Source organism: Gracilibacillus sp. D59 (assembly GCF_052246695.1).
In the GTDB taxonomy this organism is placed as follows: domain Bacteria; phylum Bacillota; class Bacilli; order Bacillales; family Amphibacillaceae; genus Gracilibacillus.
Map to the genome: position 1 here is coordinate 32066 of NZ_JBQQCK010000012.1, position 24761 is coordinate 56826.

Genomic DNA, 24761 nt, shown 5'->3' on the forward strand with positions numbered 1-24761 from the left:
TCACCCAATTTTATTTTTTTTCTTACTTGTCGCAATTCTTACAGGTATGTTAGTGGAATTTTTTATTATTTTTTTAATAGTTTTCATTCATGAATTAGGACACTATACTTGCGCGCGCGTTTTCAAGTGGCGAATTCGGCGCATTTTTTTGTGGGTTTTTGGTGGAGTGATGGAAACAGATGAGTATGGGACAAGACCATTACGTGAAGAATTTTTGGTAACGGTGGCGGGTCCATTACAAAATGTTTTTATCTATTGCGTTATCTATATGCTCGAAATAAATGCTTTTTTGCCAGAATCAACGTTATTGCTTGCCTATCAATACAATACATTCATCCTTATAGGAAATTTATTGCCAATATGGCCACTCGATGGTGGAAAGCTCGTCCAGCTTTGCTTGGACTCTTTTTTTTCATTTCAAGTTTCTCATAAATGGATGATTGTGATTTCCATTGTTACAATTGTTTTCGTGAGTGTCTATGTATACAGTCAGGCATGGCTCTCATTAAGTTTTGTTTTACTTATGATTTTTTTAATTTGGGAAAATCGATTAGAATGGAAAAGAAGGTATTTTAAATGGTGGCGTTTTTTATGGAGTCGATATAGTGAGACCACTAAATATCGTAAACAAAGGAATATTGAAGTTCCTGCATCCATTAGTTTATTGGAATTGTTTCGATTATTTAAAAGAGATACTTACCACCACATCAAAGTATATGATCAGCATGGCAAGGTCTATTGGATATCAGAACGCGACTGTTTGCAAAGTTATTTTGATCAGAAAAATATTCACGCAAGTGTAGGTCATTTGCTTACAGGATAGAAAGAGGATTAAAATGAAGAAATTACACTTTTATACAAGTTGTTCGGAAAAAATCGGATTGCTGTTTGAAGACAAACAATGTATCGATATTTTTATTGATCGTCAGTCAAAAGATGCGCATTTAGGCTCCATCTATAAAGGGAAAATAAGAAATGTTGATGAAAGCATTGAAGCTGCATTTATCGATATTGGGGAGAAGAAAGTTGGTTTTCTGCCAAAAAGTGAAGTGCCTTTTATAAAGACAAACGAAAAACTCTCATCTTATCTGACGGATGGCGCCAGTATTATGGTCCAGGTTATCAAGGAGCCATATCAAGATAAAGGACCAAGACTTACAGCTAATATAACATTTACAGGACAACGAATAATTTACTTACCCAAAGGAAATTACGTTGCAAGTTCAAAAAAATTAACAGAAGAACTTTCAGATAAATGGAAAAGATTTTTAACTGATCAACTATCTGCTAATGAAGGAGCGATATTACGAACGGATATAGTCAATGCGGAAACAGAAGAAGTATTAAATGAATTAAATAATATCAGAAAAAAATGGAGAGAGTTGGATCAAAAAGCATCACAACAGAAAGCACCATATTTCCTTTTTCAATATCCAATGGTTCCAGATCAAATGTTAAATCAATATCAAAAAGAAGCTTTCCATGACATTACCTTTGATGAGCGTCATACACTACAAAAAATGAAGGCCACTTTTCCAAAGTTGGCAAATAAGATGAGGCTTAGGAAAGATGCTAATCAGATTGCAGGTAAAGATATAAATCAATGGGTATTTGAAGCGATTCAACCGGTGGTTCGAATGCAAGATGGTATCACGTTAACAGTTGAACAAACAGAGGCATTAACCGTGATTGACATTGACAGCAGCAAGTTTACGAGTCGCCAAAATAAACAAGACACGATTTTTCGGATTAACCAGCGCTCGGTTAAATATTGTGTGGAGGAAATTCGCAAACGGAATATATCAGGAATTATTCTGATTGATTTTTTGAAAATGGGAAAAAAAGAAGAAGCTTTCATAGTAAGAGAAATAAAGAAGACTCTACGGGAGGATCCGATAAGAACAGAGGTGTTCGGTTTTACACAGTTAGGCTTATTGGAAATGACGAGAAAAAGAGAAAGAACGGGACTTTCGGAGCTGTTAACCAATAGGGCGTCAAGTATGGAACCTGTATTATCATTAAATACGATCGGGTATCAACTCGAGCGTGAACTATTTGAGTGGAATCGAAATACAGAATGTTTGTTGCTTGTACTTCATCCAGACTTGTATATCTTTTTTAAAGAAAAATTAAGTGAAAATGTCTTATCTAAAATTCAATTGGAGCTGTATTATTATACAGATGAATCCGTACAACATTATCAAATCATACGTTCCGGGAGTAAGGAATTAATTGATCAGTATAGGGTCGACAATCCGGAAATAGTCATTGACAAGTTGCTTTAAAATATGGTAAGATCGTCTTGTTGTTTATGTAGCACCCGTTGCTACAACCGCGCAGAACAGGTTTTTAAAGCTTTGATAAGCTACCTGTATGGCGAGTCTGAGTCATATGAGGAGGTGCAGAGAATGTACGCTATTATTGAAACTGGTGGAAAACAAGTGAAAGTAGAAGAAGGTCAAGCGATCTTTGTTGAGAAACTAGCTGCTGAAGCTGGTGAATCTGTAACATTTGATAAAGTACTTGCAGTAGGTGGAGAAGATGCAAAATTTGGTACTCCATACGTTGACGGAGCTTCTGTAACTGCGAAAGTTGAAAAGCAAGGACGTCAAAAGAAAATCACTGTATTTAAGTACAAGCCAAAGAAAAACTATTCACGTAAACAAGGTCACCGTCAACCATACACAAAAGTTACTATTGAAAAAATCAATGCGTAAGGTTTTGTTTTTATGATTAATTTGACAATTGAGCGTGAGCAAACGTATATAAAATCATTTACACTGACAGGGCATGCCGGAAGCGGGCCAGAGGGGCATGATTTAGTTTGTGCTGCTGTTTCTGCTGTCTCTTTTGGGTCTGTCAATGCAGTGTTTACGTTATGTGAGATTGATTTGGACATTGACCAAGCCGGTGATGAAGGCGGATATCTGAAAGTCACAATACCTGATTCATTGGATGATCAACTTTTAAAAAAAGCATCATTACTCTTTGAAGGTATGTTGGTATCCTTACAGACCGTTGAGCGGGATTATGGTCAGTATATATCTATCTCTGAAAAATAAGGAGGTGCAACAACATGTTACGTCTAGATTTACAGTTTTTCGCAACGAAAAAAGGTGTAGGTAGTACGAAAAACGGTCGTGACTCTGAGTCTAAACGTTTAGGTGCTAAACGTGCAGATGGTCAAATCGTTTCAGGTGGTTCAATCCTTTATCGTCAACGTGGTACTAAAGTTTACCCAGGTGTAAACGTAGGCCGTGGTGGAGATGACACACTATATGCTAAAGCAGACGGTGTGGTTAAATTCGAACGCCTAGGACGCGATCGCAAAAAAGTTAGTGTATATCCTGCATAAGGAAATAAAAAAGGCTCTAATCTTTCAAGGTTAGAGCCTTTTATTTTGAACTTAAAAAAAGTTTACAAAATACATAAACTGTGAAATAACTTTATATTGGATTTGCTTTCCGTCATTCTGATTTATGCTGAGTGTTAGGGAACGCTCCGGCAAGATACTTCGCTTTCCACGGGCAGGAGCACGGCCTTATCCAAGGACCGAAGCATTACTAGAAGACGCAAGTGCATTACGGGATCTTCGGCTTGCACTGTTCCCGCAGTCTGCGTATCTAGCCTTCGCTTAGTGTAGAGTTCTGATTTTTACAAGAGCGAACCTATGGAATTACTTCCTATGGATCTCCACTTTCAAAAGATAGAACTTCTATCAAACCGTAGTATTCAGCTGAAGAGGTATTTCGGCACTCTTTAGAAAGAGTGGAAGATAGTCTCACTCCGAAAGCTTTCACAACTTCGCAGTTTTATATTATCTTCGAAAGAGGTATGACCGTCATATAGATGAATCTTATGTTTTTCTGTGCTATAATTTTCTTATTGTGTGAGGGGTGAAGACATTGAAAGAACAAGATGTAGTCGAAATGTTGCGTCATTATCGTCATGACTGGTTAAATGATTTGCAATTAATTTTGGGCTATGCTCAAATGGGAAAATTAGATAGAATTCAAAGTAAAATAACTGAAGTGATGGAAAGATCCAATCAGGAACGAGGTTTGGATCGATTAAATATACCAAAAACAATGGTCTGGCTCTACCAACTGAATTGGCGTTCCGAAACGTTTCAATTGCATTTTCAATCGTTTGTTGATGAGCAACCGGCCATTATTGATGACGAAGCGTTATTAGCTAAAGTACAAAAAGTATTTCAAATATTACCTTCGTATCAAAAGGAATATGAAGAATATATCGGCACGCTTATTTTCAAAAAAGTGAATCATACTATACATATTCAATTAACCTTTGAACTTAATTGGATCGATATAGACGAGCTGAAACAGAAATTAGAATCTTTATCCTTTATTCAACAAGTGACAATAGAAGAAAAAATGAGGATAGAGTGGCAAGAATAACGAAAGAAGGTGAGACAGTATGTTTGTTGATCAGGTCAAAGTATATGTTAAAGCAGGCGACGGTGGTAATGGGATTGTTGCTTTCAGACGTGAAATATATGTTCCGATGGGTGGTCCTGCTGGTGGCGACGGTGGTGATGGCGGTGATATCGTCTTTGAAGTTGATGAAGGTTTAAACACGCTAATGGACTTCCGCTATCAGAGACACTTTAAAGCAAAACGTGGTGAAAACGGTATGGGAAAAGGTATGCATGGTAAGAATGCAGAACCGTTAGTATTGTCAGTACCACCGGGTACCACAGTAAGAGATGTCAACACAGGTGAAGTACTCGCAGATTTGATTGAACATAAACAACAGGCAGTCATTGCAAAAGGTGGACGAGGTGGACGTGGAAATATTCGCTTCGCATCTCCAAGAAATCCTGCTCCAGAAATTGCAGAAAATGGTGAGCCTGGTGTGGAACGTGATATCCAAATTGAATTAAAATTAATTGCTGATGTTGGGTTAGTAGGATTCCCAAGTGTTGGGAAGTCTACCTTGTTATCAACTGTAAGTGCAGCAAGGCCAAAAACAGCTGACTATCATTTTACGACATTGCATCCTAATTTGGGTGTTGTCGATACAGCCGATCAGCGCAGTTTTGTATTGGCAGACTTACCAGGTTTAATCGAAGGGGCTCATGAAGGAATCGGGCTAGGCCATCAATTTTTACGACATGTCGAACGGACACGGGTCATTTTACATGTATTAGATATGGCATCAACAGAAGGTCGGGATCCTTATGAAGACTTCCTTACCATTAATAAAGAACTCGAGCAGTACGATCCGACATTATTAGAGCGCCCAATGATTATCGTTGCTAATAAAATGGATTTACCAGAAGCGGAAGAACAGCTTGCATTTTTTAAAGAGCAATTGGAAGAAGACTACCCAATCTTTCCGATCTCAACAGTTACAAAAGACGGAATTCGTGATCTATTATTTGCTGTAGCAAATAAACTGGACGAAATTCCGAAAAATTATAAACCAGTTGAAGAACATGAGGAACGAGTCGTGTATCGATTTGAAAAAGAAGAAAAAGCTTTCTCGATTACTCGTGACCCTGATGGTGCATATGTATTATATGGGGAGAAAATTGAGAAGTTATTTAAGATGACTGATTTTAGTCGTGATGAATCAGTTCAACGTTTCTCAAGACAACTTCGTGGAATGGGTGTAGATAATGCACTTAGAGAACGTGGGGCAAAAGACGGTGATACAGTTCGCCTACTTGATTATGAATTCGAGTTTATGGAATAATAGATACTATGCTCAGTAGCAAGACCATCCGTTGATAAAAAGGGGAATGAGGATGTCTGCGAAAAATGAAAAGTTCTATCTGGTAAGTGAAGATTTCTTACCGGATGGGATGAAGAAAACGCTGGAAGCGAAAAAATTATTGGAAAGTCATAAGGTGGATTCGATTCATGAGGCAACGCGCCAGGTCGGATTGTCGCGTAGTGTTTTTTATAAATATCGTGATGCTGTCTTTCCATTTCAACATATGGCCAAAGAGCAAATGATCACGCTGTTTTTTCATTTGGATGATCAAACAGGGGTATTATCTCTTCTTTTATCTGTTGTCGCACAAGCAGGTTGTAATATTTTAACGATTCACCAGACGATACCAATTCAAGGGAAAGCTAACGTAACGTTATCGTTAAATACAAATGGAATGACAACAGATATTGATCAGCTTTTATATGATTTAAAACAGATTGATTTTGTCAATCAGGTAGAAATATTAAGTTCAGGTGTTTCATAACATAGGGGGAGCAAGCTATATGAAGGAAACAATTGGCTATTTAGGTCCAAAAGGAACTTTCACAAAAATCGCTGTAGATTCGATGTTTAATGGAGAAGTAAAAAAAGGCTATAGTACCATTCCGGAATGTATTGATGCTGTTGTTAACGATGAAGTAACCTATGCTGTCTTACCTTTGGAAAATGCTATTGAAGGTACTGTTAATATAACATTGGACTACTTAATTCAAGCGGAAGATGTGAAAATTGTAAGTGAAGTAATAGTGCCGATTCGTCAGCATTTAATGGTACATCCAGATAATGTTGATAAATGGACAGAAATGGATGCTATTTATTCTCATTCTCATGCAATTGCACAATGTCACAGCTTTTTACGTAAAGAATTAGTAAAAGTATCAACACATTCGATGACGTCAACTGGAGCAGCTGCAGAATTTGTAAGTCAACACCCTGATCAAAATATTGCTGCGATTGCCAATCACTTAGCAGCAAAAGAATATGGCTTATCGATTGTGAAAAAAGACATCCATGATTTTGATAATAATCATACGAGATTTGTTGTCTTGCATAAAAACCAGACTGAATTAACTTCCAATAAATTAGAAGAAAAAGGGTTCAAAACAACGGTAACAGTCACATTACCTTCCGATCAGCCTGGTGCACTACATCAAGTATTGTCTGCTTTTGCATGGCGCAATCTCAACTTATCGAAAATTGAATCACGTCCGATGAAAACAGGACTTGGTAATTATTATTTCTTAATCGACATTGAACAAAAAATCGATGAAGTTCTGATCCCAAATGCTATCACAGAAATGGAATCGTTAGGTTGTAAAGTATCAATATTAGGGAGCTATCCGTATTATTTACACAGTGGAAATGGCGTAACGCTTGCGGTATAATCGCAAGCGTTTTTTTTTGCACTTAAAATATAAACTCGAATGAAGGTGTATATGGATTTGTTTTCTTTCATTTTGATTACGGATTTTTTGCGACTTTCAAGTCTGCGTCAATAATAAAAATCAGCTGAATCGTCCAATAAATGAAAAGAGCGGACAATCCTAGTTTATGGAATTATCCGCGAATCCGCCTTGCAAATATAGCTATTGTTCCACAATAAATCCTTTCTCTTTTAATGCTTCATATGCCTGATTTAATTTCCATTCTTCATTAGCAACGATCGTGTGATTATGAATGCCGTCGGTTAATTCGAGTAAATATGGAGCGTTTTTTTCTTCGATTTTTTTCACAAACTGATCGACATCAGCACGACTACTTACCATCACAGAGGCTTTAAGATCACCGTAAATAGGGTGTTCGATAATGACGTCTTCTACGGTCGCACCGTAATCTACTATCGTGTATAACTCTTCTTTTGTTTCCTTACCTTCATGTTTGCAGGCAATGACACGTCGAAAATCTGTATGCTTATTTTCTGCTTTCATATATAAGTAGCCATTACTTGTAGCGATAATCGGATAATTTTGCGCCTTTAATAAGGAAATATCCTGTACGATAGCTTGTCTACTCACTTTTGCTTTCTCAGCTAGCTCTGTTCCGGTTAGTGGTGTTTTACTTTCCTTTAACCAGATCAGAAGACTATCGCGTCGGGCTTTACCAGTTAACTTTTTCGTCATAGCCTCGCCTCTCCTCCTTGATACGCTTAAATATTGCATTGGATACTTTCACGATTTCCTGAATATTTTTTTCTGTTGTTTGATGGCTAAAAGAAAAACGTACAAATCTTTTACCCTCTTCAAGATTAGTAATAAAAGGCTGAATCGACTTTGGCACTTCACTTGCTCCAATACTGCATGCACTTCCTGTCGAGATAGCAATTCCATGTCGATTATATTCTAGCATGACATAATCACCTTGTACAAAATCACTGACACAACCAACAATACTAGGACATTGATTTGCGGTAACGATAGGTTGCAATGGGATACTGTCACATTTCAATTTCTGAATAAAAAGATTTCGCAGGTATTGTAAATGAGTTTGATTCTTGGCAAGATCGGCTACTGTTTCCGTGGCTGCCGCAGAAAATGCAGCTATTCCAGGTACATTAATTGTTCCTGGCCTAATACCATACTCATGATTGGTTGAAACTGGATGGGATGTTAATGCTAGATTTTTAGAAAAATATATCGCTCCGACACCTTTTGGTCCAAATACTTTATGACTTGAAATGGAAATAGAGTCTACAAAAGGAATAAGGTGTTCTATATTTATTTTACCAAATGATTGAACCATATCGCTATGAAAAGCTATGTTGCGATCTTGTAATAATTCGCCTATTTCCTTTATCGGCTGGATAACCCCCGTTTCACTATTAACATGTTGAATAGATACTAGGCATGTGTTGGGCTGGATAGATTTCTCCAGATCAGAAAGACTAATTTGTCCACTTTGGTTTACTGTTAAAAAAGTTACTTCTATATCAGGTTGACTAGCTAACTCCTTCATGTAATAGTATAGTGAACTATGCTCCACTTCTGTTGTAATGACGTGCTTTTTCCCTTGTAGTCTACTAGCTCTCAATAATGTATCAACAGCTAGCAGATTGCTTTCAGTTCCTCCGCTTGTGAATACAATCTGTCTTGCTTCTGTATTTAGAAGTTTCGCAATCATACTTCTCGAACTCTCTAGTATATCTTTTGCTTTCCCACCTGTATCATGCAAGCTGCTGGCATTTCCGAAATAATCCCGTGCCACTTCCTGATAAACATCCAATGCAAGTTCGGAAATGGGAGATGTAGCGGCGTAATCACAATAGATCATTTAATCGTCCTTTCATAAAAAAATACTTGTCATATCATTCATTATATGTAAAGATATCTGTAAAGACAACTGTAAAGTGTGGTGTTTAATTTTGCAACGACAAAAAATTGTCATTGTTGGCTCTGGACTTGCTGCATATGTATTGGCAAGTAAATTATGGCAGCATGCGGACGTCACCATTATTACTAAAAATACAACAAAGCATAGTAACTCTATTCGTGCACAGGGAGGGGTAGCTGCTGCCATTTCTGCAAAGGATCAATGGCAATTACACCTAGAAGATACCTTGAAAGCAGGTATGTATCATAATCATCAAATTGCTGTCAAAACCTTAGTAAAAGAGGGGAAGGAGGTAGTTGAAAACCTTCTTCAACAAGGGTTTCCAGCTGACCGAGATCAGCAAGGTAACATTTTATTTGGTCGTGAAGGGGCGCACAGTCAGCGAAGGATTATTCACGCAGGTGGAGATCAAACCGGAAAATATTTAATTAATTTTTATCAGAAGTTTCTGCAAGGGAAAATAGCAATTAAAGAAGGTCAACTTGCTGTAGATTGTATTGTTGAAAGAGGAGAATGCAAAGGAATCACTACTATTGACCAACACGACCAATATCACACCATTATTGCGGATCATACTGTATTGGCTACAGGAGGCTTTGCTGCACTTTATGATACAACATCAAATGACCCTAGTACTACCGGTGACGGTATAGCACTCGCATATCGTGCTGGTGCAAATGTAACCGATCTGGAATTTGTCCAATTTCACCCGACAATGCTGGCAATAAAGACACAACACAACGACCTGATTTCAGAAGCAGTTCGCGGAGAAGGTGCAAGTTTAGTTGACCAGGATTACCGGGCAATTATGAAAGGAATTCATCCGTTGGAAAATCTGGCACCTCGGGATATTGTAGCTCGAGCGATTATGGAAGAAATAACGAAAGGTAACCATATATTTTTGGATATTCGGAAAATCAAAAACTTCCAAACAAAATTCCCTTTTATTAATTCAGTATGTGAAATGAATAACATAGATTTGCATAGAGGAATGATTCCAGTAAAGCCAGGTGCTCACTTTACTATGGGCGGGGTAGAAACGGATCTACTTGGAAGGACTAATGTCTCAAGATTGTATGCGATTGGGGAAGTGGCTTGTACGCATGTTCACGGTGCAAACCGGCTGGCAAGTAATTCATTGTTAGAAGCAATGGTGTTTGCAACAAGATTAGCAAACTATTTACAATCTCAACCATTGTTGTCATCCACTAAAATTCAGAAAGTTCAACAATTACAGTTTACAAGCCAAGATCCTGACTTGGATCAATTACGTACAAGAATGACCGTGAATGTGGGGATTAATCGAGATGAAACCAGATTTAAAAATATGCTGGAATGGTTAGATAAATTTACAATTATCGAAGAAAACTGTCTAAGCGTCTTTGGTTTATCACGAAAGCAAGTCCAAATGCAGCATCATCTACTTGTTGCACGACTCGTTACCAAAGCAGCGAGGCAACGAACAGAGAGCAGAGGTGCTCATCATCGTGTTGATTATCCCTATCAAAGTGAACAATGGAAGAATAAAAGTATTACCTTTCAATTAACAAAACAAGGAGTAAGTGTATGAATCGATTACAATTAAGGCAACAATTAAGCGATTTTTTTCAGGAAGATATTGGGAACGGAGATGTCACAAGTGATCGTATTTTTGATCAACCATATCCCAGTGGAAGAGGAGAATTCATAGCAAAACAGGATGGTATTTTTTCAGGAGAGGTCGTGTTGGAAGAGGGGTATCGACTCTTTGATGAAGCGATAAAACTGGAATTGCTCAAAAATGATGGTCAAGAAGTGAATAGTGGAGACATCATTGCACGGGTAAGTGGTCCCTATCCAATATTGTTAACGTCTGAGCGGGTTATCTTAAACCTGCTGCAAAGGTTAAGTGGTATTGCGACAGTCACAGCTCAAGCAGTAAGTAATCTAGCCAATGAACAAATTAAAGTGACAGATACCCGTAAAACGACACCAGGATTACGAATGCTAGAAAAATATGCAGTACGATGTGGGGGAGGAATGAATCACCGTTTTGGACTTGATGATGCGGTGATGCTAAAGGACAATCATATCGCTGCAGTGGGCTCGATTACAGAAGCCGTAAATAAAGTAAGAGCATCTATAGGGCATATGGTTAAGGTCGAGGTTGAAATTGAAAACAAGCAACAGCTACAAGAAGCGATCACAGCAGGTGCTGATGTCATTATGTTTGACAACATGTCACCGAAAGAAATAAAAGAACAGATCGATTTGGTACCAAGTCATATTAAGACGGAAGCATCTGGAAATATCACAGTTGAAAATATTCATCTTTTTCAGGATAGCAAAGTTGACATGATCTCACTTGGGTTTATTACCCATTCAGCACAGGCATTAGATATCAGTTTTAACATAACGGGGGGAGCAAAATGAATGTAGCAACACTTTTTACTACGCATCAGCAGTTACCAGAAAAGTATCAACATATGAGTAGCGAAGAGATGCTCGAACGAATAAAAACGATCAAAAAACAGATGGGAGCAGATTTATTTATCCCAGGGCATCATTATCAAAAAGATGAAGTAATCCAGTTTGCCGATACAAGTGGAGATTCTTTGCAACTTGCTCAGGTTTCAGCAAAGCAAAAAGCGAAATATATAGTTTTTTGTGGCGTTCATTTCATGGCGGAAACTGCTGATATTTTAACAAATGATGATCAAAAGGTAATTTTGCCGGATATGCGCGCAGGTTGTTCAATGGCGGATATGGCCGATGATAAACAGACAGAAGAGGCGTGGGAGCAACTAACTGGCATGTTTGGAGATACTATTCTGCCTTTAACATATGTCAATTCTACCGCTGCAATCAAAGCATTTGTAGGACAGCATGGTGGAGCTACGGTAACCTCATCCAATGCAAAACAAATGGTACGATGGGCATTTGAGCAAAAACAGCGTCTGTTATTTTTACCTGATCAGCATTTAGGTCGGAATACTGCAGTAGAATTAGGCATACCATTAGATAAGATGGCTGTTTGGGATCCGATCGCAAGAAAATTGGAGTTTGATGGAGATTCTGAGGAACAAATACGTGTTATTTTATGGAAAGGACATTGCTCCGTACATGAGAATTTCACTATTAAAAATATCGAGCAAGTCCGTAAAAATCATCCTGATATGAATATTATTGTCCATCCGGAATGCAAGTATGAAGTTGTTCAACAAGCAGATCTTGCCGGTTCTACGAAATATATTATCGAAACAATCGAGCGAGCACCAGCAGGAACTAAGTGGGCAATCGGTACGGAAATGAATTTAGTCAATCGCTTAATTAACAATCATCAAAATAAAAAAATTATTTCACTAAACCCATTTATGTGCCCATGCTTAACTATGAATCGTATTGATCTGCCACATTTAACATGGGCATTAGAAGAAGTTAGCGAAGGAAGGAACACCAATCAAATCAGTGTACCAAGTGCAATAGCCCAAAATGCCAAACAAGCGCTAAACCGCATGCTTCACAGTACAAGATAACCAGTTTTTATAAACTAGGACAAAGAAAAAATTGAATCATGAAAGTATAACTATTTACTTGTTTTGAGCGAAGGATATTTAGATAAAAAAATATATCCTTCTTTTTTTATTCAACATTTTGGGCATTTTGCATATGTTGTTAAAGAAGATGGATTAGACCGAGATAAATGCCCTTCCATACTTATCAAGAAGAAAGGAGAAATTGCATTGAAAATTCATATTGTGCAAAAAGATGAAACACTTTGGAAAATTGCGCAAAAATATGGTGTTAACCTAGATGACGTGATTGCAGCAAATCCACAGATTTCAAATCCTGAGATGATTATGCCAGGAATGAAGATAAAGATACCTACTACTTCTGGTAGTAAACAACAACCTGCCCCATCTAACAAAAAACAGCAAGTTCAACCTGGTGTGACAGATAAAAAAGACAAACAGGAGGTAACACCACAACCACAAACACCAAATCAGATTTTACCTGCTATCGAAGAAGACGAAGACAAAAAATGGGCGCCGTTAAAAAAAGAAATGCCATCATTACCAATTCATTTTAATAAGCAACCACCTCAACCTGCACCATCTCAAGCATCACAAGATTTAAAATGGACACAATTAACTAATAACTTTGAAACACATATTCATCCAACACAAATGCCAGATGAGGACGAAGTAGCTGGAGTAGAGGATCACATGAAACCGGAACACAAACCGATGGCACCACAACACCATCATCCGCAACCATTGCCAATGCATGCACCATGTTATTCACAAGATGGAATACCTTACGGATATGGACACGCAGGACACCCAGGACAACATGGAAACATGCCACAATATCCGTTTCCAGAAGGTTTTCAACCACAGGTGATGGGGGAACAATCCGAACCGAAACAATCTGGTCATGCCCCTCAGCACCATCAAGGATGGTATCAAGCTCAAATGCCGTCTGCGAATGAATATCAGGGGCAACAAATGCCATGGGGACCACCACAAATGCCGCAAAATCAAATGATGCCACAACAAATGCCAATGCAACAACAACCAAATATGCCAGTACCAATGCCAGGAGAACCAATGATCCCACAGCCTGGTGCACCAAACTATCCATTAATGCCAATGCCATATGGAATGCAGGGACCACAACAAATGCCAAATCAACCATATGGTCAACAAGGAGCTCCTTATGGTCAACACAATAAAAATGACTGTGGTTGCGGTGGGCACAGAGAATAATAATAGAAAAAGACGATTCGAAAATGAGTCGTCTTTTTCTGTTTGATTGAAAGAACTATATAGCTTCAATATTTTCAATTTCTACTAGTTGTGATAAAGTAAGTAATGGAGACTTAGATAGATTATGAGAGGTGAGAAAGCATGGCAGGACATTCTAAGTGGAAGAATATCCAAAGAAGAAAAAATGCACAAGATGCTAAACGTGGTAAAATTTTCATGAAACATGCTAAAGATATTTATATTGCTGCTAAACAAGGCGGCGGAGATCCGGAAATGAATGCAGGTTTACGCCTTGCAGTAGAAAAAGCAAAATCTGACAACATGCCGAATGAAAATATTGATCGAGCTATTAAAAAAGCAACGGGTGACTTAGACGGTGCTAATTATGAAGAATTAACCTATGAAGGGTACGGTCCTGGTGGAACCGCTGTAATGGTTGAAGTATTAACAGATAATAAAAACCGGACGGCTTCTGACATAAGACATGCATTTAGTAAAAATGGAGGTAACCTTGGTGAGAACGGCTGTGTTGCATTTATGTTTGACCGTAAAGGATATCTGGTAATTGATCAAAGTCAAACGGATGCAGATGAAGATACGATGATGTTAGAAGCAATCGAAGCTGGTGCAGAAGAGATGGAAACAGTTGACGGTGCTTATGAAATCTATACCGATCCCGAGGATTTCCAAGATGTAAAATCTACTTTAGAAGAAAGTGGATTTGTATTTGAAACAGCGGAAATTACCATGAATCCTCAAACACTTTCAGAAGTGGATGATAGCGCAGGAAATAAAATGGTCAAACTCGTCCAAATGCTCGAAGACATGGAAGATGTCCAAGAAGTTTACCACAACATGGACGCAAACGAAGAAATTATGGAACAAATATAAATAGTATTAAAGGCTGCCCCAAAATTCGGAGGTAGCCTTTTTTATAAGGTAGGAAAGCATATAAACGTGGTATCACAGCATTTTGTTATCCTATCCCGTTTAAAATGAGTCATCAATAAAGAGATAGTTGACTAGTGATGCTGTTGATGATGAAAGTTATGGTGTGCAAGGAAGTCGGAGTGGTGGTCAAACGGTTGATATATTTCAAAATGGCCACTAATAGCATCGGTTTTTCTTACAAGACAAGGTTAAAAGAATTTCTTCCAATCTAGAGCTTTCGTTAGAGACCACTTATTCTTTTTTTTATATAATGTGGTTATATTTTCTGAAATTGGACACCCTAATAATAACAAAGCTTGATTGGAGGGTCTTTATGGGCAAAGTATGGTTTCTATTAAATTGTGTCGTCGTTTTAATTATTGGGATTATTAGTATTCAATCATTCTTTCAACAAGAAGAGGCAAAGAATCAAGATAAACAAGAAAAGCAAGAAGAAGTAATGGTCATGTCACAAGACCCACTAACAATTGAACTAACATTAGAGAAACAATATATAGATGGCAATATCGAGACAGAGCATGTCGAAGAAACAATTGCTTCCATGGAAGATTTTTGGGCAGAGTACCAAGAATGGCAAGTGATGGAGCAGGAGGAAGGTTTTATTCGTTTCCGAAAAGAAGTCGATGATATTTCACCATACTTGAAAGCAAATGGGTACTTTGGTCTTAAAGAAGGACAATTGACAATCTTTGAAGGTGTTCCTGTTCATGAGTCAGCTGTACAATCCTTTTATCAAATTGATACCAAAGAATTGGAAACGCACTTGCATGAAAAATTAAAAGAGGGTATCAAAATAAATACGAAGCAAGATTATTTAGAAGTTTTAGAAACATATAGATCCTATCAAGATGTAGAAGCAGTAAATAGTTGAACGATGAGTAGTCATCGTTCAACTTTTTTAATAGCTTGGAAATTGTAAAATTTAGGATTGTTGATAACTTATGACTTTAGATGAAAGTCATCATCGGTTCGTAACCTCATTGTGATTCCTTTTTCTCAGTCCGATCGGGTCCAGTCGCTCTTGTTTTAGACGAGCGCTCTGCGCTTTTGTTCTTTATAAGTTGCAAAAATACCAATCATTGCTAAAAATGTCATTGTTGCCATCAATTGATACATCACTTGAGAACCAAAATTGTCGAGGATAGCTCCTCCGGTTGTCCCGCCGACAGCACCACCTAAACCGAAACATGTCGACATTAACAATGCTTGCCCCGTACTGCGTAATTGGTTAGGCACAAAGCTAACAGCAGTTTGTAACGCTACAAGCCAGAATAAGCCAAATGTGAGTCCTTGTGAGATTTGAAAAAACACTATCCATTCAGCAGATTGAATAAAAGCATATAATAACCAACGAATTGTAAAAAGCATGGCAACAATTCCAAGTAAAAATAAATGGTGAAATTGTAGTATTTTCTGTGTTAAAAAATAAAAGACTGGAACTTCACTAAAAGCTGCAAGTGCCCAGGCAGCCCCAACTAAAAAAGTAGTAGCACCTAAATCTTCTAAGTGAAGAACTAGCATTGTATCATTCATCCGGTGTGGAATCATAACAAGAAAACACAGAAAAAGAAAAAGCAGGAACCCTTTATTCGTTAATACTTCTTTCACACCTTGTAAGGAGACAGGATCTGCCGAATGATTATTATCTTTTAAAAATATCGTTAATGAAATTAAAAGCAGAATCAGAATCCAAAACAAAATATAAATATTGCGAATCCCGATAAATCCTAGGATTGGACCAGAAACTACTGCAGTGAACGCAAATCCGATAGATCCCCAAAGTCGAATTTTACCGTATTGATCACGTTTTTTCGAACCTAAGCTTTTTATGGCCATGCTATCAAGTAATGGGCCTGCAGGTGACATAACAAAGTGAAAGGCAACAAAAGAAATAAAAACAATAAGAAATGAAGTGCTGAAAAAGATACTGAAACTAATTGCGATGACTGCAAAATATAAAAATAAAAGTAATCCTTTAATCGTCTTATACTTATCACTTATGTACCCGAAAAATGGTTGTGCCACAATACTCACCATGGGGGCGATTCCTAAAATAGTTCCAATTTCAACAGAAGAAAAACCTCTAAAACTCAAAAATAATGGTAAAAAAGGTAGTATAAGACCTTTGTGACTGGCGTTAAACAGAGTTAACGCTTTCAAAAATCGTATTTGACGTTTGTTTGACATGGAAGCTCATCCTTTTTTTATAAAGTCATTCTATTACTTTATCATAATTAAATAATCGCTTTCATTTATTTTGCTCTCACTTACCTTGATAAACGACTTAAGATAAGCTAAGATTAATACGAACGTATGATTGTGAGTGACAAATAGAAATTGGATCAAAGAGGAGTTCATGATATGATTGCATATATAAACGGGGAAGTAGCAGAAATAACGGATCAAGCCGTTATTTTAGAAACAAATGGTCTTGGATATGAAGTGATTTGTCCGAACCCCTACCGTTTCCAAGCGCAAGTGGGGCAAAAACAAAAAATCTATACATACCATCATGTAAGAGAGGATGCACAAATTTTATTTGGCTTTCAAAACCAAGATGAAAAAGCCTTGTTTGCACAAATTCTTAATGTCTCAGGTATTGGACCAAAAGGAGCGTTAGCAGTACTTGCAACAACGTCTGTAAAAGATTTCGTTGTTGCGATCGAACAAGAGGATGAAAAGTTTTTAACAAGTTTTCCAGGAGTCGGTAAAAAAACAGCTCGTCAAATGATATTAGATCTAAAAGGAAAACTGCCTTTTGATTATCAAGCTGAAAATATGATGCAACAGGATGAAGGGTCTTCAGGAAATAATCAGGCATTAACAGAAGCGATTGAGGCATTAAAAGCGCTTGGTTATTCTGAAAAAGAAATTAATCACATAAAACCGATGTTATCGAAAGAACAAAGTGATACAGCGGATACATATATACGAAAAGGTTTAGCGTTATTGATGAAATAAAGAGAAAGGAGCTTCAAAATGGAAGACCGGATCATTTCAGGCGAAATACAAGAAGAAGAAGTAACTGAAGAGCTCAGTCTCCGCCCACAATTCTTAAAGCAATATATTGGGCAGCATAAAGCGAAAGAAAATCTGTCGATATTTATCGAAGCAGCTAAAATGCGAAATGAAGCCTTAGATCATGTCTTATTATATGGACCACCTGGACTTGGTAAAACAACGATGGCTCAGATCATTGCGAATGAAATGGGTGTACAATTTAAGCAGACGTCAGGGCCAGCAATAGAGCGATCAGGTGACTTGGCAGCGATTTTGTCTTCATTGGAGGTAGGAGATGTTTTATTTATTGATGAAATTCATCGCTTACCGAGAGCAGTGGAAGAGATATTATATCCGGCAATGGAAGACTTTTGTTTAGATATTGTGATCGGACAGGGGCCAAGTGCTCGTTCTGTCCAATTAGATTTACCACCTTTTACTTTAGTAGGAGCAACTACACGTGCCGGATTATTATCAGCACCATTACGTGACCGTTTTGGTGTTTTATCACGTCTGGAATTTTATGAAGTAGTTGATCTTTGTGCAATTGTGGAACGAACAGCTGATATTTTCCAAGTAGAAATTGATAAAGCAGCAGCATTGGAAGTGGCTAGAAGGGCACGTGGTACTCCACGTATTGCTAATCGTTTATTAAAAAGAGTTCGCGATATTTCTCAAGTTAAAGGGGAAGCTAGTATATCAATAGAGACAACGCAAAAAGCACTGCAAATGTTACAAGTTGATCAAGAGGGACTTGACCACATTGATCATAAGCTTCTGCTAGCCATGATGGATGGCTTTAAAGGAGGACCGGTCGGATTAGATACGATCGCGGCATCCATTGGCGAAGAGTCACAAACAATTGAAGATGTCTATGAACCATACTTATTACAAGAAGGTTTTATTCAGCGTACACCAAGAGGAAGACTAGTGACACCAAAAGCTTATGCACATTTTGAACGGGAGGTGCCTGAAGCTTGACGGAGTTTGGCAAAATCTTTATTGTAATAGGAGTCGTCTTGATTATTGTTGGTCTGTTATGGGGCTATATCGGAAAATTGCCAGGTGATATCAGCTTTAAAAAAGGAAATTTTTCTTTCCATTTCCCGATTATGACCTCGATTGTGATCAGTATTATTTTGACTTTGATTTTTGCTATCATTGGACGTTTCAAATAAAAGGAGAAGAAAGATGGAAATAGAAGATTTTGACTTTGAATTACCAGAAGAATTAATAGCTCAGACTCCACTAGAGGAGCGGGCGAGTTCCAGGTTAATGGTATTAAACCGGGAAAATCGCTCGATTACCCATCATCATTTTTATGATATATTGGATTTTTTAAAAACGGGTGATTGTTTAGTATTAAATAATACGAAAGTTTTACCGGCAAGGCTTTATGGGGTAAAAGAAGAGACAGGTGCAAAAGTAGAAGTCTTATTATTAACCCAACTGGAAGCTGATGATTGGGAAGTGTTGGTTAAGCCTGCCAAGAAGGTGAAAGAAGGTACTAAAATCAGCTTTGGTGAAGGAAAGCTTACGGCTACATGTGTCAGTACCAAAGAACATGGAGGACGTGTCCTGCGCTTTCACTATGACGGTATCTTTTATGAAGTATTGGATGATTTAGGTGAGATGCCACTCCCGCCATATATTAAAGAACAATTAGATGAACGTGATCGGTATCAGACCGTTTACGCCGAAGAAAAAGGGTCTGCAGCTGCCCCTACGGCAGGGCTCCATTTCACAGAAGAGTTATTGCAACAAATTAGAGACAAAGGTGTAGAAATTGCTTTTATTACCTTACATGTCGGTTTGGGGACATTTCGTCCAGTAAGTGTAGATAATATCGAGGAACATGAAATGCATGCGGAATTTTACCAAATGACACGAGAGACAGCTAATCAATTAAACGCAGTTAAAGCAAGAGGAGACAGAATTATCTCCGTTGGTACTACCTCAACTCGAACATTAGAGACGATTGCTCGGGATACAGGAGGGAAGTTTGAAGAGCGAAATGGCTGGACAGATATTTTTATTTATCCTCCATACCAATTTAAAGCGATTGATGGCTTGATCACCAACTTCCACTTACCGAAATCAACTTTAATAATGTTAGTAAGTGCTTTAGCTGACCGGGATTTTATATTAGATGCTTACAACAAAGCAGTAGCTGAACGTTACCGATTCTTCAGTTTTGGTGACGCTATGCTAATTACGTAAGGAAAGGAAACGACTATGACTGCTATAAGATATGAACATATCAAAACGTGTAAACAAACAGGAGCAAGACTTGGAAAGGTTCATACACCACATGGCTCATTTGATACACCAGCTTTTATGCCTGTTGGAACATTGGCGACTGTTAAAACAATGAGTCCAGAGGAGTTAAAAGAGATGGGGGCGAATATCATTCTGTCCAACACCTATCACTTATGGTTACGACCTGGAGAAGATATTATCAAAGAAGCTGGTGGTTTGCATGAATTTATGAATTGGGATGGTGCGATTCTCACTGATTCGGGCGGTTTTCAAGTCTTTAGTTTAAGTGACTTACGTAAAATTGAAGAAGAGGGAGTTCACTTCAGAAATCATATAAGCGGTGAGAAACTTTTCTTATCACCAGAAAAAGCAATGAATATTCAAAATGACTTAGGTTCGGATATAATGATGGCTTTTGATGAATGTCCGCCTTTCCCAGCAGAGCATGATTATATGAAAAAGTCTGTAGAACGAACTAGCCGTTGGGCAGAACGTTGTCTAGAAGCACATGCAAGAAAAAATGTTCAAGGATTATTTGGTATTGTTCAGGGCGGTGAGTATGAAGATTTGCGTCGTCTAAGTGCCCAAGACTTAACTTCATTGGATTTTCCAGGATATGCGATCGGCGGTTTATCAGTAGGTGAACCGAAAGATGTGATGAATCGTGTGCTAGAATTCACAACACCTCTTTTACCGTCAGACAAGCCTCGTTATTTGATGGGAGTAGGTTCTCCAGATTCATTGATTGATGGTGCAATTCGCGGTGTTGATATGTTTGATTGTGTGTTACCGACTAGAATTGCGCGTAATGGAACATGTATGACATCTGAAGGTCGGTTGGTCGTTCGAAATGCAAAATTTGCTAGAGATTTTTCACCTTTAGATCCTAATTGTGATTGTCATGTATGCAAAAATTATAGCAGAGCTTACATTCGACACCTTGTCAAATCAAGTGAAACATTCGGTTTTAGACTTACTACTTATCATAATCTATATTTTCTGTTAAAATTAATGGAGCAAGTTCGTGAAGCGATTAAGCAAGACCGACTTGGTGATTTTAAAGAGGAATTCTTTGAACAATATGGTTTTAATAAACCGAATGCAAAGAACTTCTAAGAAAGGGGGCGAAATGAGTGGAAATTTTAGCAACTTTTGGACCACTGATTTTGATGGTTGTGATTTTTTATTTCTTATTGATAAGACCACAACAAAAAAAACAAAAGCAAGTCCGTCAAATGCAACAAGAATTGAAAAAGGGAGATAAAATTGTTACGATTGGCGGAATGCACGCGAGTGTACATGCATTAGATGAAGATCAGATCGTACTTCTAGCTGGTGATGGAACGAAACTTACATACGATCGTTCGGCAGTAAGAGAAGTAGTAGAACAAAGCTAATAACGGAAAAATACCATGACAATATATATTGTCATGGTATTTTTTATAATGTAAGGAAAGTATATAACCATTGGTAGACCATTTATAAGCAAGTAAGGTATGAAAAGATTGATTCAAAGCATGTCAATTAAAAAAGCAAGAATAGATAGGCAGATGAAGTAGGATGTGTACTTCTCATGGATGTCATTTTGAAAGATAGCTTCTGTAAGCCGGATCGGTTGTAAAGCCTATTATTTCTTTACAAAGGATCACGTTGATTCATCGTTATACATTTATTACGTATCATTAAAAGGACAGGGCGGGCTTTCCCGGTTTTCTTATAAGAATCAACAAAAGATGTAGAAAATCTATTGTGCTCATCTGATATTAGAACGGGAGGAAGCTATTTCAAATTTACATTAGTTTAAAGTTTTATCTAATCCGAATCAAGCATTATGAAAAAAGTGTTCTAGGCTGATTCTTCTTCACCTGAAGATAAATTCACACCGATAATTGCACCGATTACCCCAAGCAATAAGTATGCAATATGATTCACCAGTTCAACCACCGAGAAGCCCAAATGTAATCCAAGGAAACGATAACTAAATACTACAAATGTAAATAATAAACTTGTAATAGCTCCTACAAGAATCCCCTTATTCTTTGCTTTTAATCCTGCAATTAACCCTCCTGTAAATAGTGCAATAAAACTGATAAATAACGTGGCCACCTCAAGCGTAGATTCTCCTAAAGAAGTGAACCGTAACAAAAGCGTAAGGATAATACTGGCAAGTAACATGACCGCTAAAATTCCGATCCAACCATACAACACACTAACAACTGTTTTCATCGATAGCACCCCCTTATTTTAAAAACTCCTCTTTAATTATGTATGCATGTCCTTCAAAAATAGAAGAGTTCCTTTTTTGAATAGTTCCACAAAATTAGAATATAGATGATAATATAACTTGTCTTACTTTGAAGAAAAGAGAGGAGACGATCCATGTCCGTAACCATCGCAGTTGCTGTTTTTATTATTAGTTATATATTTATAATGTCTGAAAAAATAAATCGAGCGTTAGTGGCGTTGGCTGGTGGAGTATTGTTGTTATTAACAGGGGTTTATGGTTGGGAGGATGCTGTAACATCCTATATTGATTGGGATACAGTGGCATTATTATTTGCAATGATGGTATTAGTAGCGATAACGAAAAAAACTGGTGTTTTCAGTTATATTGCAATATGGTTAGCGAAAATAGTAAAGGGCCAGCCTGTTCCATTGATGGTTGGAATAGGATTTTTAACAGCTACAGGGTCGGCATTACTCGATAATGTAACAACTGTGCTATTGTTTGTACCGGTTATTTTAACATTGACAAATTTACTACAGTTGCCGTCATTACCGTATCTAATAACGATTATTTTAACAGCAAATATAGGAGGAACAGCAACATTAATAGGTGATCCACCGAATATTATGATTGGCCAGGCAGTTCCTCATTTAACCTTTATTTCTTTTTTACAGCACACGGCACCTATTGCTGCATTATTATTCGTTTTAGTTATGATCATCCTCAGTTTTCTATTTCGAAAACAATTGAAAAAAATAGATGACCATAGAATACAAGAGCTAATGAAAATGGAAGAATCGAGTTATTTAGTGAAATCCCCATTACTATATCAGTCATTATCCATATTAATACTGACAATTGTAGGTTTTTTGCTCCACCCTGTTTTTCATATTGATTTAACGATTATTGCATTATGTGGTGCAATTCTTCTGTTGATTATCAGCGAAAAAGAGGTTGAAGCCGAAACCGTATTTCAACAAGTCGAGTGGGTCACATTATTTTTCTTTATTGGTCTATTTATGCTCGTTGGAGGGTTGGAAGAGGTAGGGGTGATTGATGAGCTAGCGAGATCGATCATGATGTTAACAGAAGGTGATATGACTTATACAGCATTGTTACTTTTATGGGTTTCGGGAATTTTTTCAGGCATCGTCGATAATATTCCTTTCGTTGCTGCGATGATTCCGGTAATTAAAGAGTTTGAAACATATGGAATGGCCAATTTAGATCCATTATGGTGGTCATTGGCATTAGGAGCTTGTTTAGGAGGTAATGGTACATTGATTGGTGCTTCCGCCAATGTTGTGGTAGCAGGTCTTGCCGATGCACAGAATAAGCCAATTGGTTTTGTGAAATTTATGTTATATGGGATTCCAGTTGTAATCTTGTCATTAATTATTACAACAATTTATATTTACTTTCGCTATTTGCTACCCTTTCAACAACCTTTGTAAGTATATTACAAATAGCATTGGGAAAGCTAGCCATATCGCTTGTGAAGGGTGTGGCTGGCTTGTCAATGGAAGAAATTTTCACATTAATTTTCCGAACGTTACTTTACTATTTAAGTGTCATTCTCATCTTCCGCTTAATGGGGAAGAGAGAAGTAGGTGAATTGAGTCTTTTGGATATAGTAGTCTTTATTATGATCGCTGAAATTGCAGTTCTGACTATAGAAGACCTTGAATTATTCTTTGGTTATGGTTTAATTCCGATGGTTATTTTACTGATCATCCAGCGTTTAACGGCATGGTTATCATTAAAAAGTCCAATATTTCGGAAATGGTTTGAAGGTAAACCAACCATCATTATCTCAGAAGGGAAAATTGATGAGTATGCCATGAAGAAAAATCGATTCAATTTTGACGATTTAATGCAACAACTTCGAGAGAATGGCACCGAAAGTATAAAAGATGTTTCATACGCTATCCTAGAGCCGTCAGGTAAGCTTTCGATCATTGAAAAGAATGATTTTGCCAATATTCGAAACAAGATAAATGGACTCGTTTTACCATTAATTGTAGATGGTAGAATACAAGAAAAAGCGTTGCAGCAATTAGGGGAAAGCGAGAAATGGTTATATGAACAACTGGAAAAAAGAGATTATCACGACATCAAGCAAATTTCCTTCTGTTCAATTGATGTTAATGATGAATGGTATATTGATAAAAAGAATGAAAAAAAATGAGGTTAAGACAAAAGTGATTTGACAAAAATATAATCCGAACGATTTAATTCTACTGTCTACTTGTCAGAGGCAGTTCTGAATTGATATCGTTCGGATTTTTCCATTGCGTAATAGGAAGATAGTGCCCAGTAACTCTGGTACCAATTTTGAAATGGTTGGAACTGCTAAACCTCCGCTCCGGCTGCCAGCTTCCCTTTCCGTGGGGTTTTATCTTCAGCTAACTTTTCCAAGCAAAGACCGCTCGGAAAAGTGGATCTTCAGAGAAAACAATCCCACAGGAGTGAAAGCGGTCGCCTCCGCTATAATACGGTTCTACAATGGT

The 24761-nt window shown here is 37.6% G+C and carries 27 protein-coding genes and 1 other annotated feature; of the genes, 23 read left to right on the top strand and 4 right to left on the bottom strand.

Features of this window, described 5'->3' with window-relative positions; translation table 11 throughout:
* Positions 1–46 precede the first annotated feature (46 nt).
* From ACTWP4_RS17680 to pheA, 9 genes are all read left to right on the top strand, one after another.
* Complete coding sequence (locus ACTWP4_RS17680; protein WP_443130206.1) at positions 47–823, top strand: site-2 protease family protein; 777 nt, start codon at positions 47–49, stop codon at positions 821–823.
* A 13-nt stretch (positions 824–836) separates the two neighbouring features.
* Positions 837–2285, top strand: a complete 1449-nt coding sequence (locus ACTWP4_RS17685) for a ribonuclease E/G (protein ID WP_443130111.1) — start codon at positions 837–839, stop codon at positions 2283–2285.
* Positions 2286–2320: 35 nt separating this feature from the next.
* Positions 2321–2394, top strand: a sequence feature (ribosomal protein L21 leader region).
* A 14-nt stretch (positions 2395–2408) separates the two neighbouring features.
* Positions 2409–2717 (top strand): 50S ribosomal protein L21, encoded by a 309-nt coding sequence (gene rplU, locus ACTWP4_RS17690; protein WP_443130112.1) that lies wholly within the window; start codon positions 2409–2411, stop codon positions 2715–2717.
* 12 nt (positions 2718–2729) lie between these two features.
* Positions 2730–3062 carry a ribosomal-processing cysteine protease Prp gene (locus ACTWP4_RS17695; RefSeq protein WP_443130113.1) on the top strand — a complete coding sequence of 111 codons (333 nt, stop codon included), beginning with the start codon at positions 2730–2732 and terminating at the stop codon, positions 3060–3062.
* A 14-nt stretch (positions 3063–3076) separates the two neighbouring features.
* Positions 3077–3355 carry a 50S ribosomal protein L27 gene (rpmA, locus tag ACTWP4_RS17700; RefSeq protein ID WP_100360057.1) on the top strand — a complete coding sequence of 93 codons (279 nt, stop codon included), beginning with the start codon at positions 3077–3079 and terminating at the stop codon, positions 3353–3355.
* A gap of 550 nt (positions 3356–3905) precedes the next feature.
* Positions 3906–4418, top strand: coding sequence for a Spo0B domain-containing protein (locus ACTWP4_RS17705; RefSeq protein WP_443130114.1), 513 nt, complete (start codon positions 3906–3908; stop codon positions 4416–4418).
* A 19-nt stretch (positions 4419–4437) separates the two neighbouring features.
* The gene (gene obgE, locus ACTWP4_RS17710) at positions 4438–5718 is read left to right on the top strand and encodes a GTPase ObgE (RefSeq protein WP_443130115.1); all 1281 of its coding nucleotides are present in this window, start codon (positions 4438–4440) and stop codon (positions 5716–5718) included.
* Positions 5719–5770: 52 nt separating this feature from the next.
* On the top strand, positions 5771–6223 hold the full coding sequence (locus ACTWP4_RS17715; protein ID WP_443130116.1) for an ACT domain-containing protein: 453 nt from the start codon (positions 5771–5773) through the stop codon (positions 6221–6223).
* Positions 6224–6242: 19 nt separating this feature from the next.
* Positions 6243–7124, top strand: a complete 882-nt coding sequence (gene pheA, locus ACTWP4_RS17720) for a prephenate dehydratase (RefSeq protein ID WP_443130117.1) — start codon at positions 6243–6245, stop codon at positions 7122–7124.
* 201 nt (positions 7125–7325) lie between these two features.
* On the opposite strand, the gene ACTWP4_RS17725 is transcribed toward pheA, so the two are convergent.
* Together ACTWP4_RS17725 and ACTWP4_RS17730 are read right to left on the bottom strand one after the other, a co-directional pair.
* Positions 7326–7859 carry a transcription repressor NadR gene (locus tag ACTWP4_RS17725; RefSeq protein ID WP_443130118.1) on the bottom strand — a complete coding sequence of 178 codons (534 nt, stop codon included), beginning with the start codon at positions 7857–7859 and terminating at the stop codon, positions 7326–7328.
* The gene (locus ACTWP4_RS17730; RefSeq protein WP_443130119.1) at positions 7837–9006 is read right to left on the bottom strand and encodes an IscS subfamily cysteine desulfurase; all 1170 of its coding nucleotides are present in this window, start codon (positions 9004–9006) and stop codon (positions 7837–7839) included. The genes ACTWP4_RS17725 and ACTWP4_RS17730 overlap by 23 nt, the downstream gene beginning before the upstream one ends.
* Before the next feature lie 91 nt (positions 9007–9097).
* Between ACTWP4_RS17730 and nadB the strand changes: the two genes are divergently transcribed.
* The 6 genes from nadB to ACTWP4_RS17760 all read left to right on the top strand — a co-directional run bounded on the left by nadB (position 9098) and on the right by ACTWP4_RS17760 (position 15636).
* On the top strand, positions 9098–10636 hold the full coding sequence (gene nadB, locus ACTWP4_RS17735) for an L-aspartate oxidase (RefSeq protein ID WP_443130120.1): 1539 nt from the start codon (positions 9098–9100) through the stop codon (positions 10634–10636).
* The gene (gene nadC / locus ACTWP4_RS17740) at positions 10633–11478 is read left to right on the top strand and encodes a carboxylating nicotinate-nucleotide diphosphorylase (RefSeq protein WP_443130121.1); all 846 of its coding nucleotides are present in this window, start codon (positions 10633–10635) and stop codon (positions 11476–11478) included. The genes nadB and nadC overlap by 4 nt, the downstream gene beginning before the upstream one ends.
* On the top strand, positions 11475–12581 hold the full coding sequence (nadA, locus tag ACTWP4_RS17745; RefSeq protein ID WP_443130122.1) for a quinolinate synthase NadA: 1107 nt from the start codon (positions 11475–11477) through the stop codon (positions 12579–12581). Before nadC ends, nadA begins: the two co-directional genes overlap by 4 nt.
* 207 nt (positions 12582–12788) lie before the next feature.
* The gene (gene safA, locus ACTWP4_RS17750; protein WP_443130123.1) at positions 12789–13814 is read left to right on the top strand and encodes a SafA/ExsA family spore coat assembly protein; all 1026 of its coding nucleotides are present in this window, start codon (positions 12789–12791) and stop codon (positions 13812–13814) included.
* Positions 13815–13955: 141 nt separating this feature from the next.
* Complete coding sequence (locus ACTWP4_RS17755) at positions 13956–14705, top strand: YebC/PmpR family DNA-binding transcriptional regulator (RefSeq protein ID WP_443130124.1); 750 nt, start codon at positions 13956–13958, stop codon at positions 14703–14705.
* Positions 14706–15078: 373 nt separating this feature from the next.
* Positions 15079–15636 carry a BofC C-terminal domain-containing protein gene (locus ACTWP4_RS17760; protein ID WP_443130125.1) on the top strand — a complete coding sequence of 186 codons (558 nt, stop codon included), beginning with the start codon at positions 15079–15081 and terminating at the stop codon, positions 15634–15636.
* 155 nt (positions 15637–15791) lie between these two features.
* Here the strand turns inward: ACTWP4_RS17760 and ACTWP4_RS17765 are convergent, their stop codons facing one another.
* A complete protein-coding gene (locus ACTWP4_RS17765; RefSeq protein ID WP_443130126.1) occupies positions 15792–16952 on the bottom strand; it encodes an MFS transporter in 1161 nt (386 codons plus the stop codon).
* A gap of 174 nt (positions 16953–17126) precedes the next feature.
* On the opposite strand from ACTWP4_RS17765, the gene ruvA reads away from it, so the two are divergent.
* Genes ruvA through yajC form a run of 6 tightly spaced genes read left to right on the top strand, consistent with a single transcriptional unit; the run spans position 17127 to position 21421 of the window.
* The gene (gene ruvA, locus ACTWP4_RS17770) at positions 17127–17726 is read left to right on the top strand and encodes a Holliday junction branch migration protein RuvA (RefSeq protein WP_443130127.1); all 600 of its coding nucleotides are present in this window, start codon (positions 17127–17129) and stop codon (positions 17724–17726) included.
* A gap of 18 nt (positions 17727–17744) precedes the next feature.
* Positions 17745–18746 (top strand): Holliday junction branch migration DNA helicase RuvB, encoded by a 1002-nt coding sequence (gene ruvB / locus ACTWP4_RS17775; protein WP_443130128.1) that lies wholly within the window; start codon positions 17745–17747, stop codon positions 18744–18746.
* Positions 18743–18943, top strand: coding sequence for a DUF2905 domain-containing protein (locus tag ACTWP4_RS17780; RefSeq protein WP_443130129.1), 201 nt, complete (start codon positions 18743–18745; stop codon positions 18941–18943). The genes ruvB and ACTWP4_RS17780 overlap by 4 nt, the downstream gene beginning before the upstream one ends.
* A gap of 13 nt (positions 18944–18956) precedes the next feature.
* Positions 18957–19985, top strand: coding sequence for a tRNA preQ1(34) S-adenosylmethionine ribosyltransferase-isomerase QueA (gene queA, locus ACTWP4_RS17785; protein WP_443130130.1), 1029 nt, complete (start codon positions 18957–18959; stop codon positions 19983–19985).
* Between the two features lie 15 nt (positions 19986–20000).
* Positions 20001–21140 (top strand): tRNA guanosine(34) transglycosylase Tgt, encoded by a 1140-nt coding sequence (gene tgt / locus ACTWP4_RS17790; protein WP_443130131.1) that lies wholly within the window; start codon positions 20001–20003, stop codon positions 21138–21140.
* Between the two features lie 17 nt (positions 21141–21157).
* Positions 21158–21421 carry a preprotein translocase subunit YajC gene (gene yajC, locus ACTWP4_RS17795; protein WP_443130132.1) on the top strand — a complete coding sequence of 88 codons (264 nt, stop codon included), beginning with the start codon at positions 21158–21160 and terminating at the stop codon, positions 21419–21421.
* A gap of 448 nt (positions 21422–21869) precedes the next feature.
* Here yajC and ACTWP4_RS17800 read toward each other — a convergent pair whose 3' ends face one another.
* The gene (locus ACTWP4_RS17800) at positions 21870–22250 is read right to left on the bottom strand and encodes a TIGR04086 family membrane protein (RefSeq protein WP_443130133.1); all 381 of its coding nucleotides are present in this window, start codon (positions 22248–22250) and stop codon (positions 21870–21872) included.
* Positions 22251–22403: 153 nt separating this feature from the next.
* Between ACTWP4_RS17800 and ACTWP4_RS17805 the strand changes: the two genes are divergently transcribed.
* Both ACTWP4_RS17805 and ACTWP4_RS17810 read left to right on the top strand, forming a co-directional pair.
* The gene (locus ACTWP4_RS17805) at positions 22404–23705 is read left to right on the top strand and encodes an ArsB/NhaD family transporter (RefSeq protein WP_443130134.1); all 1302 of its coding nucleotides are present in this window, start codon (positions 22404–22406) and stop codon (positions 23703–23705) included.
* Between the two features lie 65 nt (positions 23706–23770).
* Positions 23771–24439 (top strand): DUF421 domain-containing protein, encoded by a 669-nt coding sequence (locus ACTWP4_RS17810; protein ID WP_443130207.1) that lies wholly within the window; start codon positions 23771–23773, stop codon positions 24437–24439.
* The last annotated feature ends 322 nt before the right edge of the window (positions 24440–24761 follow it).